The organism is Sinomonas flava, from assembly GCF_039531875.1.
In the GTDB taxonomy this organism is placed as follows: Bacteria; Actinomycetota; Actinomycetes; order Actinomycetales; family Micrococcaceae; genus Sinomonas; species Sinomonas flava.
The window spans coordinates 194260-208187 of record NZ_BAAAQW010000006.1 but is presented as its reverse complement, the minus strand read 5'-3'; the positions used below and the strand labels follow the sequence as shown (position 1 = coordinate 208187).

The 13928-nt window shown below is 71.3% G+C and carries 11 protein-coding genes; 9 read left to right on the top strand and 2 right to left on the bottom strand.

All coding sequences use genetic code 11. The annotated features are described in order from the left end of the window. Window positions 1–84 precede the first annotated feature (84 nt). A complete protein-coding gene (locus ABD298_RS12250) occupies window positions 85–1419 on the top strand; it encodes an NtaA/DmoA family FMN-dependent monooxygenase (protein WP_344299993.1) in 1335 nt (444 codons plus the stop codon). Between the two features lie 18 nt (window positions 1420–1437). On the opposite strand, the gene ABD298_RS12245 is transcribed toward ABD298_RS12250, so the two are convergent. After that, complete coding sequence (locus ABD298_RS12245) at window positions 1438–2373, bottom strand: LysR family transcriptional regulator (protein WP_344299992.1); 936 nt, start codon at window positions 2371–2373, stop codon at window positions 1438–1440. 79 nt (window positions 2374–2452) lie between these two features. Here ABD298_RS12245 and ABD298_RS12240 point away from each other — a divergent pair, with 79 nt between their 5' ends. From ABD298_RS12240 to ABD298_RS12225, 4 genes are all read left to right on the top strand, one after another. Beyond that, window positions 2453–4087, top strand: coding sequence for an FAD-binding oxidoreductase (locus ABD298_RS12240; protein WP_344299991.1), 1635 nt, complete (start codon window positions 2453–2455; stop codon window positions 4085–4087). A 122-nt stretch (window positions 4088–4209) separates the two neighbouring features. After that, window positions 4210–6189, top strand: a complete 1980-nt coding sequence (locus tag ABD298_RS12235; RefSeq protein WP_344299990.1) for a flavin-containing monooxygenase — start codon at window positions 4210–4212, stop codon at window positions 6187–6189. Next, window positions 6186–7607, top strand: coding sequence for a carboxylesterase family protein (locus tag ABD298_RS12230; protein ID WP_344299989.1), 1422 nt, complete (start codon window positions 6186–6188; stop codon window positions 7605–7607). The genes ABD298_RS12235 and ABD298_RS12230 overlap by 4 nt, the downstream gene beginning before the upstream one ends. Before the next feature lie 29 nt (window positions 7608–7636). After that, a complete protein-coding gene (locus ABD298_RS12225) occupies window positions 7637–8311 on the top strand; it encodes a GntR family transcriptional regulator (protein ID WP_344299988.1) in 675 nt (224 codons plus the stop codon). A gap of 29 nt (window positions 8312–8340) precedes the next feature. On the opposite strand, the gene ABD298_RS12220 is transcribed toward ABD298_RS12225, so the two are convergent. Then, complete coding sequence (locus ABD298_RS12220) at window positions 8341–9594, bottom strand: MinD/ParA family ATP-binding protein (protein ID WP_344299987.1); 1254 nt, start codon at window positions 9592–9594, stop codon at window positions 8341–8343. A gap of 231 nt (window positions 9595–9825) precedes the next feature. Here ABD298_RS12220 and kynA point away from each other — a divergent pair, with 231 nt between their 5' ends. The 4 genes from kynA to ABD298_RS12200 all read left to right on the top strand — a co-directional run bounded on the left by kynA (window position 9826) and on the right by ABD298_RS12200 (window position 13879). Further along, window positions 9826–10695: a tryptophan 2,3-dioxygenase gene (gene kynA / locus ABD298_RS12215; RefSeq protein WP_344299986.1), complete on the top strand. Its 870-nt coding sequence runs from the start codon at window positions 9826–9828 to the stop codon at window positions 10693–10695. A gap of 2 nt (window positions 10696–10697) precedes the next feature. After that, window positions 10698–11990: a kynureninase gene (locus ABD298_RS12210; RefSeq protein WP_344299985.1), complete on the top strand. Its 1293-nt coding sequence runs from the start codon at window positions 10698–10700 to the stop codon at window positions 11988–11990. After that, window positions 11987–12841 (top strand): PaaX family transcriptional regulator, encoded by an 855-nt coding sequence (locus ABD298_RS12205; RefSeq protein ID WP_344299984.1) that lies wholly within the window; start codon window positions 11987–11989, stop codon window positions 12839–12841. The genes ABD298_RS12210 and ABD298_RS12205 overlap by 4 nt, the downstream gene beginning before the upstream one ends. 168 nt (window positions 12842–13009) lie before the next feature. Continuing rightward, entirely contained in the window at window positions 13010–13879 is an 870-nt protein-coding gene (locus tag ABD298_RS12200; protein WP_344299983.1) for a PaaX family transcriptional regulator, read from the top strand. Window positions 13880–13928 lie beyond the last annotated feature (49 nt).

Below are 13928 nucleotides of genomic sequence, written 5' to 3'. Positions count from 1 at the left end.
TTCGATGCTTTACCAGATGAAGTTGGGGTCCCACGATGGAAGTACACCGCGGCGATGCAGCCGGGTGCCCTGAAAGGAACTCTCATGACCAACTCGCGCGGACACCACATGGTGCTCACCACCTTCATGCTGCCGGCGGGCTACCACAAGGACAGCTGGCGCATGCCCGGCAGCCGGGCGGACGAGCTCGGCACCTTCGACTTCGTCGCCGACCTCACGCGCATGGCCGAAGCCGCCAAGCTCGACGCGGTGTTCTTCGGCGACATCGCGCACGCCAACACTGTGATGCGCGGCGACATCAAGATGAACGGCTTCTACGAGCCGATGACGACGCTCGCAGCCCTCGCTGCCGTCACCAAGAACATCGGGCTCATCGGCACGATCTCAACCTCCTTCTACGAGCCCTACAACGTGGCGCGCCTGCTCGCCGGCCTCGATCACATGTCCGGCGGCCGCGCCGGCTGGAACATCGTCACGAGCTCCGACGGCTTCCAGAACTTCGGACTCACGGAAGCCCCGGACGGGCCTGCCCGCTACCGGCGCGCGACCGAATTCGTCGAGGTCGTGCAGAAGCTCTGGGACAGCTGGGAGGACGACGCCGTCATCAACGACCGCGAGTCGGGGTGGTATGCCGACACCTCGAAGATCCACCAGATCGACCATGTCGGCGAGTACTTCCGCGTCCAAGGTCCCCTGCCGGGCCCGCGCTCGCCTCAGGGGCGTCCGGTCCTCGTCCAGGCCGGGTCATCCGGCCCGGGAGTGGAGCTCGGGACCTCAGTGGCGGACGGCATCTACACTGCCCAGCCCCTCCTGCAGCCGTCCATCGAGTTCTACGCGGACTTCAAGGCCAAGGCCGCCGCGAAGGGCCGGGATCCGGAACTGATCAAGGTCATCCCGGGCATCCTCCCGATCATCGGCGACACCCAGGCCGAGGCGGACGAGCTCGCGGAGGAGCTGGCGCGCAACATCCACATGGAGAACGGCCGCCGGCAGCTCGGCGCGGACCTCAAGCTCGACCTCTCCTCCCTCGACCTCGACGAGGCGATCCCCGTCGAGTGGTTCACGGAGGATCCTGCGCGGGGCTCCCGCTACCACATCTACCGCCGCAAGAGCGTGGACCAGGGCATGACGCTGCGCGAGCTCATCGTGGACCTGGCCCGTTCGACCGGCCACCAGTGGATGGCCGGGACGCCGAGCGCCATCGCCGACCGGATGATCGAGTGGTTCGAGGCCCGGGCATGCGACGGGTTCAACCTCAACTCTCCCTTCAACCCCGGGGGCTTCGCACTGATCTGCGACAAGCTGGTGCCGGAGCTCGCGGAGCGCGGCTACTTCCGCCACGAGTACGAGGGCACCACCCTTCGCGAGAACCTCGGCCTCCCCTACCCGTCAGCCACGCGCGAGTCTGCCCTCGCCTGAGGGGCCACGGTGCGCCTCTCAGTCCCCGCCGACCTCGGTGAAGAGCTCGAGCGCCACGTCGATCCAGGCGCGTGCCCTGACCGAGGGACGTGTGCTGCGGGGGCTCGCGAGCGCGACCTGGACCGGCCGGGACAGCTCGGCCCGCGCGCGCAGCGGGAGGAGCCGCACGCCGAGCTCGGCGTACGGCGCCTCGAGCGCGGTCTGCTGGTACAGGACTGCGACGCCGCGCCCCACCGCGACGAGGGACCTCACCGTCGCGTAGGAGCGCGAGCGATGCCGCACCTGGGGGGCCACGCCGGCGTCGTGGAGGAGCTGCAGCACGCGGCTCCCCAGGGGAGGGGAGTCGAAGAGGACGAGCGGTTCGTGCGCGATGTCGGCGAGGCGCACGCCGTCCGCGTCGCCGAGAGGATGGTCGGCCGGGACGAGGACATGCGGGGCCGCGTCCGCCAGGGCGACCGTCGTCAGCGCGGGGTCCACGCCGGCGTCGTACACGAACGCGACGTCGAGCGCGCCGGCGAGCAGCCTCTCCTGCACGTCCTCGTGGAAGCCCTCCACGAAGTCCACTTCCACGCCCGGGCACTGGCGCGCGAAGTCGGTGAGCATCGCCGGGATGATGGTGGGTCCGAGCGTGATGTCGCAGCCCACGGTGAGCGGGCCGCGGAGCTGGGAGCGGTCCTCCCGGGACAGCGCCGCGATGGAGTCCGCGAGGCTCAGGAGCTCGCGGGCCATCCCGAGCACCTGGCGCCCCGTCGCCGTGAGGGCGACTCCCTTGGCGCGGCGCTTGACGAGAAGCTCGGTCCCCACCGCCCGTTCGAGTTCGCCGATCGACGTAGAGATGGCAGAGGGCGCCATGTGCAGCCGACGCGCTGCCTCCGCCAGTGTCCCCGACTCGGCGGCGAGGACGAAGTGCCATGCCTGCCGGAGGGTGAGCGCCGGCTGCTGCTCGGGGATCATGCGCCGAGCCTAGCCTGTCCCGCGCGGCCTCCCCGGGCCAGCCGATGACCACGCCTTGAGAAGAACGAAGGAAATGAACATGTCCGCAGATACCGCCACCTCCTCCCGCGACGAGTTCCTCCGCCGTGCGGCCGCTATCGTCGGCGCCGAGCATGTGGTCCGTCCCGACGCCGAGGACGGATACCTCGACCCGTACCCGCTCAATCCCGGCCGTTCGGCATGGCCCGGGGTCCGGCCCGCAGGCACCGAGGAAGTCCAGGCCCTCGTCCGGCTCGCTGGCGAGACCGGAACCCCGCTGTGGACGTTCTCCCGCGGGAAGAACTTGGGCTACGGCGGCCCGGAGCCGCGGGACCAGGGCATGGTCGCGCTCGACCTGTCCCGCATGAACCGCATCCTGGCCGTCGACGACAGGCTCGGCTATGCCGTCGTGGAACCGGGAGTCACCTTCTTCGACCTCTTCGAGTACATCCGCGAGCACGGCCTCAATCTCTGGATGAGCGTTCCGGCGCTCGGCTGGGGCTCGATCCTCGGCAACATGCTGGACCGCGGCTATGGCATGACCCCGCTGGGCGACCACGTCAAGAGCCTGTGCGGCGTCGAGGTTGTGCTCCCGGACGGCGACCTGCTGCGCACCGGCATGGGAGCGATGGAGGGCACCGACCTCGGGCCGATCTTCCAAGGAGGATTCGGCCCTACCCTCGACGGGCTCTTCACACAGTCGAACCTCGGCGTCGTCGTTTCGGGTGGCCTGTGGCTCATGCCCGCCCCGCAGGCGTTCGCCAACGGGGACATCATGGTCGAGCGCGAGGAGGACCTCCCAGCCTTGATCGACGTGCTCACCCAGCTGCGGCGCGAGGACGTCATCCAGAACAACGCGCTGTGCGGGAACGTCGTGCGCGCCGCAACGATGCGCGGGGCTCGGAAGGACTTCTGGGACGGGGGAGGGTCGATCCCGGACTGGCGGCTGGAGGAGATGCGGCGCGACTTCGGCATCGGGCAGTGGAATGCCAAGTTCGGGCTGTACGGCGACCCGGGACTCGTCCGCAGGCGGCTGGAGATCGTCCGGGACCGCGTCACCGCTGCCGTCCCGGGAGCAAGGGTGGACGCCCGGGTGTACGAGGGCGAGGAGGGCCGCCGGCTCGACCACGAGCGCATCGCCGAGGCGGACCGTACGCAGATGGCCGGTGTCCCGACGCTGAAGCCCCTCTCCACGGTCGCCTGGGCCTCCGAGAACGGCGGCCACATCGACGCCGCGCCCATCATCCCTGCGCGCGGCGAGGAGGTGTACGCGTTCTACCAGGAGGCCAAGGCGCTCTACGCGGAGTACGGCTTCGACCTCTACATCGGGTACCACCTGTACCCGCGGCACATGGTGCACGTGACCATGATCTTCTTCGAGCGCGGCAACGAGGAGATGCTCGCGCGCGCCCGAGAGCTCTACACGCGCCTGCTCGACGCTGCCCGTTCCCATGGCTATGCGCCGTATCGCAGCCACGTCGACTACATGGACCGGATCGCTGCCGGCTTCGACTTCAATGACCATGCGGCCCTGCGCTTCCAGGAGCGCCTCAAGGACGCTGTCGACCCCCGCGGCATCATCTCCCCCGGCAAGCAAGGAGTCTGGCCGGCGCGATTCCGGGGTGCGCACGCGAGCGGGCCTGGGGGCATCCCCCGCGCTGAAGCCGAGCTCACGGCGTCGACCGCGGCCAACTGAGGGCGAAGGCACACGCCACCAGAAGCAAAGAATGCATTTTTCTTGTTTATTGCATTTTAATCGATACTATGGACGGAGACGTGACGCCGCTCACGAGCGGCGCGTGATCCGAGGAGAGCACCGTGACTGAATCCCTGGCCCCTGCCGACGTGCTGAGCGGCATCGACGACCTCTACACCCGAGACGAATACACCCCTATCACCGAGGATGATGCGTTCTTGACGCGTATCGTCCAAAGCGTGGAGCTGCCGGCCCTCATGGTCGCGCTCGCGGCCGCGACCGGAGACTTCAGCCTCCTGCGCGACAGCCTCCGGCCCCCGCAGCCGCCGGTGGACACCGTCGGTAAGCCGCATGGCGCCATGAGCGCAGAGCAGCAGGCCGAGGCCCGCGCCCTCGCCCTCGACGCCCTCAGGAGAGTCCGCGACGAGCGCATCACCCGGGTCCGCACGCTCTCCGACGCCGAGGCTGACGCTGTCGTCGACTGGATCACCAACGGCGCCGACGCTGCGTACCGCCCCCTCCTCAAGCACGACATGGCCCTTGCGCCCCAGGCGAACGGGCGCCCCCGGTGGCGCGTCGACGAGGTGGCTCCGGGACGCAACTTCACCGCCGCCGTCATCGGCGCCGGAGTCGCCGGGATGGCTTCGGCGTACCGGCTCAAGCAGGCGGGGATCGACGTGCGGGTCTTCGAGAAGGGCCACGACGTGGGAGGGACGTGGTGGAAGAACACCTACCCCGGCGTGCGCCTCGACACCCCCAACTACGCCTATTCCTTCTCTTTCGCCCAGCGGGACGACTGGCCCCAGCAGTTCTCCGAGGGCGCCGAGATCCACGCGTACACGAGGGAAGTCGCCGAGCGGGGCGGCTTCCTCGACGACATCGTCTACGGGGCGGATGTCCAGGCCATCACGTGGGACGAGGGCTCCCGCATGTGGGACGTGCGCGTCGCGGTCGACGGCGTGCCGGCCGTCCACCGGGTGAACGCCGTCTTCACCGCCGTCGGCCAGCTCGACCGGCCCAAGATCCCTGACACCCCGGGCCGCGAGACGTTCACCGGTGCGCAGATGCACTCCGCCGAGTGGAACCACGGGGTGGATCTCACCGGCAAGCGGGTCGCCGTGGTCGGAACCGGCGCGAGCGCCTACCAGATCGTCCCGGCGATCGTGGACCGCGTCGCATCGCTCACGGTCTTCCAGCGCAGCTCGCCGTGGATGCTGCCCACGCCCATGTACTACGACAGCATGCCTGATGCCGTCCTGTGGCTCTCCGAGCACCTGCCCCACTTCGGCCAGTGGCTGCGCCTGTGGCAGCACTGGCTCGGCGTCGAGGGGCGCCAGCACACCACTGTCATCGACCCGCAGTGGACCGGCCCGGACTCCATCTCCGAGGTCCATCACCGCGTCCAGGAGTCCCTGCGCGCGCTTCTGGCCGAGCAGTACGCCGGCCGCCCCGACCTGCTCGAGAAGGTCACCCCTGACTACCTCCTCGGCGGCAAGCGCATGCTGCGTGACAACGGAGTCTGGGCGGCGTCCCTCCGCAAGCCCCAGACGCAGCTCGTCACCTCAGGACTGGACCACTTCGTCCCCGAGGGCGTCGTGGACGGAGACGGGGTCCTGCACGAGCTCGACGCCGTCATCTACGCCACCGGGTTCCAGGCGAGCGAGTTCCTCGAGCCGCTCTCCATCACGGGCCGTGGCGGGCAGGATCTCCACGCCTACTGGGGCGGCGACGCGAAGGCCTACCTCGGCATGACCGTGCCCGGCTTCCCCAACCTCTTCATCGTCTCCGGGCCCAACACCGGCCACGTGGTCAACGGCAGCCTCTTCTCGATGATCGAGTACGGCCTCGAGTACGCGCTCGACGCCATCCGCCGCGAGCTCTCCGAGGGGTGGTCCGCGATCGATCTCAAGCAGGAGGCCCTGGACGAGTTCTACGAGCGACTCGATGCCGCCAGCGCCACCAAGGCCTGGGGCCATCCCAGTGTGCACACCTGGTACAAGAACCGGTTCGGCCGGGTCTCCCAGATCTGGCCCCTGCCGGTCCTTGAGTACTGGAACCTCACGCGCTCCCTCGACCCCGAGCAGTACGAGCCGATCCGATGAGCCTCGCGCTCGACGGGCACGCGAAGGAGGCGGGCGACGGCCGCGCGACGCGTGGCGTCGTCGTCACCCGCTGTCGGTGGGCGCGACTCGGCGGTCCAGCGGGCGACGGCGTCCTCCCGCCTGCCGTGCCCGTCCCGCCGGCCGCGGCGGGAACCGTGGAGGACGCGGTCGTGTTCCCCCAGCAGCCCGGGGGCCTGGACTGGCTGCTCGGCCCCGCGGCAGGCGAGGTCGAGCAGGACGAGGACGCCTTCCAGATCAACGTGTACGCTCCCGCCGAAGCGGCTCCCAACGCGCCCCTCGTCGTGTTCCTGCCCGGTGGCGGGTACGTCTCGGGCGGCGCATCGGTCCGCTGGCACGACGCGTCGGCCCTTGCCGAGGGGATCGGCGCGGTCATCGCAGTCCCCGCCTATCGGCTCGGGGCGGCCGCCTGCTTCATCCCCGGACCCGACGGCACTGCACCGGCCGTGGCGGACGCCGTCGCGGCGGTCCAGTGGGCCATCGACCACGCGGCCCACTTCGGCGGAGACCCGGACGACGTGACCCTGGCAGGCCAGTCGGCCGGGGCGTGGCTCGCGTTCGCAGCCGCGCAGGATCCCGCGCTCGCCGGGCGGATCAGACGGCTGGCCCTCTACAGCCTGCCGTACCAGCCTCCGCCGGGTCCCGAGGGCGCTGCCGCCAGGCGCCGGGTGTTCGCTGAGGCGCTCGGCGGCGCCGACCGTTCTGAGCGCAGGCCCGACGACCTCGTGGCGGCCTCGGCGGAGGTGAACCGGGCCTGGGCGGGCCGCGGTCTGGGAGTCCAGCCGCTTGCCGGCGGTCGGCTTCCGGGCGACGTCCAGGACTGGGACGCAGCCGTGGGGCGGCTGGCCGGCGTGGAACAGGTCCTGCTGGCGACGACGGCCCATGAGGCCCGTGCCTTCATTCCGCCCCACGTGGCCGGCAGCCTGCCCTCGTCGGCAGCGGACGCGTACCGGGCGGCCCACTTCGCGACGCCCGGCGAGCTCCCTGCCGCTGACAGCGCGTGGGGGCAGATGACCGCCGACATGACGGAGCACCAGTTCGCCAGTGCAGCCCGCGAACTGGCGGGGCACCTGCGTTCGGCCGGGGTGGCTGTCCACGTTTCGCGCCTCGACGTCGAGGCGGCCGGTGGTGCCGGCTCCGCCCACTGCTTCGACGTGCCGTTCCTGTTCGGGGACCGCGGCCAGTGGCGGGACTCGCCCATGCTCGCGGACCTTGAGGACGATGCCTTCGACGCCGTCGCCGGCGTCTGGCGCGATCCGCTCGCCCGCGCCGTGGCGGGCGAAGCCCCCACCACGGCGCCCGGCGAGGTCCAAGCCGTGGGGTTCGCGGACGGCGTCGTGCACGCCGACCACGTGCCTGACCCCGCCCGCGGCGAGCCGGTACGCAGGGCCGAGCCGTGACCAGCCGGTCGAGAGCCTGAGGAGGGACCATGGGAACGGCTGGACGCCAGGCGTACAGCATGCTGCGCGCCGCGATCCTCGACGGCGTGTGGCGCCCGGGGGAGCGCCTCGCACCCGGTGCGCTCGGCGCGAGGCTCGGCACGAGCACGACGGTGATTCGTGAGGCCCTCACCCGGCTCGCGGCTGAGGACCTCGTCACCCTCCGACCGCAGCGCGGGTTCGCGGTCCGGGACCTGGATGTGCAGGAGCTGCACGACCTGACGGAGCTGCGGTGTCTGACCGAGGTGTACGCGGCGCGGCTGAGCCTCACGCGTGGGGACGTCGCATGGGAGAGCGCGGTGATGGCCGCCTACCACCGGCTGACGCGCACGCCGCGGCGCGACCCGGAAGATCCTGCCGTCACCACTGCTGCGTGGCAGGAGGCGCACCGTGCGTTCCACGAGGCGCTCCTGTCGGCCTGCGCGTGCGCGCCCGTCCTCCGGCAGGCCAGCCAGCTCGGCCGCACCACCGAGCTCTACCGGCGCTGGGCCTCCGCCGCGCCTGCCGCGTCGCAGCGGGACGTCGAGGGCGAGCACCGTGGCCTGCTCGAGGCGGCACTGGCGCACGACGTCGAGGCGATGGCTGCGCGCCTGCGGCACCATTACGAGGCGACGGCGGAGATGGTCCTGGACTCGGGCCTTGCGATGGCCCAGACGGGAGGGTGAGCCTCGGCGGCCCGGCGAAGCCGACAGGTCTAGAGCCCGCGGGCGACCGCGGCGGCCGCGCCAAGCCAGGCCCGCTGGGTCGCGGGCCGGAGGGAACCGTAGCGGAGCGGGCCGCCGACCATGGCGGGGTCGTGGGGGATGGTGACGACCTCGCGTGCGAGCTGGCGGTACCCGTCCGCGATCCGGCGGACCTGGTCCGCTGTTGCCCTCGGATCGGCTTGGCTGACGATGGCGACCGCGTGCTCGGCGAGCCTGGCGGAGTGCTCGTCCCGCTCCGCTAGCGCTTCCAGGAGGAGGGCGCCGGCCTCGGCATGGTCGTCCCGGGTGGTCGTGGCGACCACCAGTTGGTCGGTGCGGTCAATCATGCGCAGCCACATGGGATCGCTCTCGTCGTTGCCGCTGTCCATGAGGATCAAGCGGTAGTACTTGGCTGCAACCGCATGGATCACGTCGACATCGTTCGGCTCCACACGCTGCTCGTGGGCAAGGGCCATCGGCTTGCTTCGGAGGACATCAAAGCGGTCGCGCGTCTGATGGTGCACGAATCGCGCGAGGTCAGCGGACTGGGCGGCGATCCCGAGCAGAGGTTCGACCTGGGGCAGGAGGTCGAGCACGGTGGCCTCGTGCGGTCCCTGCTCGGTGCGCCAGCCGAGCGTTCCCCGGGTCTGGTTGTTGTCCCAGGCCAGGACGCCGGCGCCGCCCTCGCGTGCGAACACGGCGGCGAGGAGGATCGTGCTGGGGGTCTTGGACGCGCCGCCTTTGCCATTGACAACCGCGATCGTGCGGGGTCCCGGCCAGTGCTGGGTGACGGCCTGCACGTCCGCGCGCTCGGTGCGCTCGGCAGCGCCGGGCGGCATCCGGAACCCGGCACGGGTGAGGATCCCTCGCCATCCCTGCGTCGCAGGCTCCTCCGCCTGTTCCTGAGGGAGGAAGGATGTGCGCGACGGGTGCGGTCTGGCGGATTCCGCGGGAGGCCAGCCGGGCTCCGGCGGGCGGCCCTGCGGCCCTGCGCCGGTGGCATCGGGGGCCGCGACCTCTGTGAACGTGCCGTCCGGTGACACGACCACGAGGCTCTGGCCTTCCCCATCCCTCGTGGTGACCTTCACGGGCCGCCCGAGCCGGATCGCCGTTCCGGAGATGAGGGTCAGGGCCTCTCGCAGGGCAGCAAGTTCGTCGTCCGCCTGGAGCGGGTGGGAGGTGCCGTCGATGGTGACCTCTCCGGTGCCGTCGGCGCGCAGTACCGCGTCGATCTTGGGGAAGTCCAGGGCATGGGGTTCCATCATCTCCGCCTTGCTGCCGGCATCGAGACGCATCCAACCTGCGGGCGCTGCATCGAGTTCCTTCGGAGCGGGTGATCTCGCGCTTGTGTCTGTGGGGTCAAGGTACAGCAACGGCAAGACGCCGAGAAGGAGACAGCCGCCAACCGGCCCACTCAGCCGTGCGGCACACGGCGCCTCGGACGAGTGTCAATTTCATTTGCTTGACGTTCGTCACTTATTTGATATCGTGGGGATATGCCCCAGACCACCTCCGCCGAGTCCGCTGGCGTGCGTCAGATCGAGGACGGCGTCCGCACCGACTTCCGCGGCGCCATGACGTACGGGCGCTACCTCGCCCTCGACGAGCTCCTCCACAGCCAGCGCCCGCAGAGCCAGCCCGAGCACCACGACGAGCTGCTCTTCATCGTCCAGCACCAGACGAGCGAGCTGTGGCTCAAGCTCGTCCTGCACGAGCTGCTCGAGGCCCGCCGCCTGATGGACGCCGATGACCTCGGCAAGGCCCTGAAGTGCCTCGCCCGCGTCAAGGCGATCCAGCGGACGCTGACCGAGCAGTGGAGCGTCCTGGGCACCCTCACCCCCCGCGAGTACTCCCAGTTCCGCGGCTCGCTTGGCAACTCCTCGGGCTTCCAGTCGTACCAGTACCGGGCCATCGAATTCGTGCTCGGCAACAAGCACGCGAGGATGCTGGACGTCTTCAGCTCCGAGCCCGAGGCCCACGCGCTCCTGTCCCGGATCCTCGGCGAGCCCACGGTCTACGACGCGTTCCTCGCGCTCGTGGCCCGCAGCGGCTACGACGTGCCGCAGGACATCCTCGACCGGGACGTGCGTGAGCCGTGGACCTTCCGCGAGGACCTCGTGCCGGTGTTCCAGCGGATCTACGAGGAGGACTCCACGCCTTGGGGCCTCTACGAGGCCTGTGAGAGCCTCGTGGACCTCGAGGACAACTTCCAGGCGTGGCGCTTCCGGCACCTGCGCACGGTCCAGCGCACCATCGGCTTCAAGCGCGGCACCGGGGGCTCCTCCGGGGTCGACTTCCTCAAGCGCGCCCTCGACCTGACCTTCTTCCCCGAGCTGTACGCCGTCCGCACGGCGATCGGAGCCTGATCATGACCCTCCCCAGCACCCCCGCCCCGGCCGCGCACGACGCCGGCCGCGCACCCGCCGTCGTCGGCCTCCCCGCGCTGGACGCGGCAGCGCTCGACGACGCCGACCCGCTCGCCGCGTTCCGCAGCCGGTTCCTCAAGCCCGAGGGCGAGCCTGTGGTCGCGTACCTCGACGGGAACTCGCTCGGCCGGCCGCTCGCGGACATCGGCGATCGGCTCGCCGCGTTCACAGCCGGGCCGTGGGGCCAGCGCCTCATCCGGGCCTGGGACGAGGAGTGGATGGACGAGCCGTTCCGGCTCGGCGACCGCCTCGCCGAGGTGGTCCTCGGGGCCGCGGCCGGGCAGACCGTCGTGGCCGATTCGACGTCGGTCATGATCTACAAGCTGGTCCGCGCGGCGCTCGACGCCGCCGGGCCCGGCCGGGATGAGATCGTGATCGACCGCGAGAACTTCCCCACCGACAGGTTCCTCGTCGAGGGCATCGCGGCCGAGCGCGGCGCTGCCCTCCGCTGGATCACGCCCGACCCCGCCACCGGAGTGACCGCCGCGGACGTCGAGGCCGCGCTCTCGCCGCGCACCGCCGTCGTCCTCCTGAGCCACATCGCCTACCGGTCCGGGTACGTCGCCGACGCGCCCGCGATCACCGACGCCGTGCACCGCGCCGGGGCGCTCGTGGTGTGGGACCTGTGCCATTCGGCGGGGTCGGTGCCGGTCGAGCTGGACGCGTGGGGCGTGGACCTGGCGGTGGGCTGCACCTACAAGTACCTCAACGGCGGCCCGGGCTCGCCCGCGTTCGGGTACGTGCGCGCCGGCCTGCAGGAGACGCTGCAGCAGCCGATCTGGGGCTGGATGGGCGCCGCCGACCCGTTCGGCATGACCGAGTCCTACGTCCCTGCCGCCGGCATGCGCCGCTTCATCACGGGCACGCCGCCGATCCTCGCCATGCAGCCGCTCTCCGCCATGGTCGAGCTGATCGCGGAGGCGGGCGGGATCGAGGCCGTGCGTGCCAAGTCCGTGCTCCTGACCGAGTTCGCCGCGTCCCTCGCGGACCGCGACCTGGCCCCGCTCGGGGTGCAGTTCGCGAGCCCGCGCGACCCGTCGGTGCGCGGCTCGCACATCACCATCAACCACCCGCGCTTCCGCGGGGTCACCGCGCTGCTGTGGGAGCGGGGCGTCATCCCCGACTTCCGTCCCCCGCACGGGCTGCGGATCGGGCTGTCGCCGCTGAGCACGTCGTTCGCCGAGGTGGAGGCCGGGATCGAGGCAATCCGGGGCGCCCTGACCGAGCTCGCATGACCCAGAGCCTCCAGGCGGGACGCTCGCCGCGCGTCGCGGACGACATGGTCTCGCGTCCCGGCAGCGCCGTCTCCCTCCTGCGCACGGTGGTGGGGCTGTACCTGCGCGAAGCCGGTGGCTGGATGCCCACCGACGCGTTCCTGGCCCTGCTCGGCGCCCTCGGCGTGCCTGTGCCGCAGGCGCGCACGGCGCTGAGCCGTGTCAAGGCGCGCGGCCTCCTTCATGCTCAGGCGCACGACGGCGTCGCCGGCCTCGCGCTCGCACCCGGCGCCGAGGCGATGCTCGCCCGCGGCGACCGGCGCATCCACGAGCCGCGGGCCATGGCGGCCGACGGCGAGTGGTGCCTCATCGTGTTCTCCGTGCCGGAGGCGATGCGGGACGCCAGGCACCAGCTCCGCAAGCAGCTGAAGTGGATCGGCTGCGGCACCGTGGAGGCCGGGGTGTGGATCTGTCCGGACTTCCTGCGCGGCGAGGTCGAGGACGCCGTCGGGGGGCTCGGCCTGTCCGGGCACGTCGTGCTGTTCACCGCGCGGGGGCTGCCCGCGGGGCCGGTCGCCGCCGGGCAGGTGGGACAGTGGTGGGACCTCGAGGGGATCGCTGCGCTGCACCGGGAGTTCATCGAGGGCCAGTCGGACGTGGCTGAGCGGAGCCAGGGCGCCGCCGAGAGCTTTGCCGCCTACGTCGGATGCATCGACGCGTGGCGGGTCATCCCGTACCTCGATCCGGGCCTGCCCCCAGAGCTGCTGCCCAAGGACTGGCCGGGGCCCGAGTGCATCGCCCTGTTCCTGCGGATCCGCGAGGCACACGCAGGCCCGGCGGCCGACTTCGTCCGGGGCGTCCTCGCCCCGTAGGGCCGGTCGTTGCGGGGTCCCGTCCCGCGCGTTGCGGGGTCTCGTCCCGCGCGTTGCGGGGTCTCGTCCCGTGCGTTGCGGGGTCTCGTCCCGTGACGCGCCGGCTCACCCTCTCGTTGCCCCCGCGCTCAGCGCCGCTCCGCGGAGTCCGGCGGTAGGCTCGGAGGCATGTCCACCGTCGCCGCAGCGGAGTCCAAGGCCGCGGCCGCCTCCCCGCGGCACCAGCAGCTGATCGTCACAGTGTTCGGCCTCTACGCGCGTGAGCACGGCGGCGTTCTGCCGGTCGCGGGGCTGGTGAGGCTGCTCGGCGACCTGGGTGTCGAGGGCGCGGGCGTGCGCTCCGCGGTCTCGAGGCTCAAGAAGCGCGGTGTCCTCGAGAGCGTGAAGCTCGGCAACGCCGCGGCCTACCGCCTGGGCCCCGGCCTCGAAGAGGTCTTCTCCGAGGGCGACGAGCGCATCTTCTCGCCCCGGCGCGCCCGCCCTGAGGACCCGTGGCTGCTCGCCGCCTTCTCCGTGCCGGAGTCGCAGCGCGCCCTCCGCCACCAGATCCGTGCCGCCTTCACACGTCTGGGCTTCGGCGCCGTCTCGCCGGGGCTGTGGATCGCCCCGGCGTCACTCGAGAGGGAGGCCCGGCGACGTCTCGCTCGCGCCGGCGCCGCCGGCTACGTCGAGTTCTTCCGCGCCGAGTACGCGGACGACGGCGAGGGGTCGGGCATGCGCGGCCGCGTTGCCGAGTGGTGGGACCTGGAGGCGCTCGACGCCACGTACGCGGAGTTCGTGGAGGGCCAACGTGAGGTGCGCGAACGCTGGGAAGGCGCGCCGCCGCCGTCGTCCGCGGAGGACGACGCCGCCGCGTTCACTGACTACGTCTCGCTGCTCACGCACTGGCGGCGGCTCCCGTATCTGGACCCGGGACTGCCGGCCGAGTATCTGCCCGGGAATTGGCAGGGGCTTGTGGCGCAGCGGCTGTTCGCGGAGCTCCACGCGAAGCTCGCCGGCCCCGCCCGACGCCATGCGGAGAAGGTGCTGGCGGGATAAGCGAGGGGCTCCCCGCCAGGCCGGCTCGGCCCGGGTCTTCAGATGGACG

Bases quoted from the DNA above. Each gene is read 5' to 3' on its own strand.
- ABD298_RS12250 (WP_344299993.1), top strand. From the start codon at position 85: ATGACCAACTCGCGCGGACACCACATGGTGCTCACCACCTTCATGCTG.
- ABD298_RS12245 (WP_344299992.1), bottom strand. From the start codon at position 2,373: ATGATCCCCGAGCAGCAGCCGGCGCTCACCCTCCGGCAGGCATGGCAC.
- ABD298_RS12240 (WP_344299991.1), top strand. From the start codon at position 2,453: ATGTCCGCAGATACCGCCACCTCCTCCCGCGACGAGTTCCTCCGCCGT.
- ABD298_RS12230 (WP_344299989.1), top strand. From the start codon at position 6,186: ATGAGCCTCGCGCTCGACGGGCACGCGAAGGAGGCGGGCGACGGCCGC.
- ABD298_RS12225 (WP_344299988.1), top strand. From the start codon at position 7,637: ATGGGAACGGCTGGACGCCAGGCGTACAGCATGCTGCGCGCCGCGATC.
- ABD298_RS12220 (WP_344299987.1), bottom strand. From the start codon at position 9,594: ATGATGGAACCCCATGCCCTGGACTTCCCCAAGATCGACGCGGTACTG.
- kynA (WP_344299986.1), top strand. From the start codon at position 9,826: ATGCCCCAGACCACCTCCGCCGAGTCCGCTGGCGTGCGTCAGATCGAG.
- ABD298_RS12210 (WP_344299985.1), top strand. From the start codon at position 10,698: ATGACCCTCCCCAGCACCCCCGCCCCGGCCGCGCACGACGCCGGCCGC.
- ABD298_RS12205 (WP_344299984.1), top strand. From the start codon at position 11,987: ATGACCCAGAGCCTCCAGGCGGGACGCTCGCCGCGCGTCGCGGACGAC.
- ABD298_RS12200 (WP_344299983.1), top strand. From the start codon at position 13,010: ATGTCCACCGTCGCCGCAGCGGAGTCCAAGGCCGCGGCCGCCTCCCCG.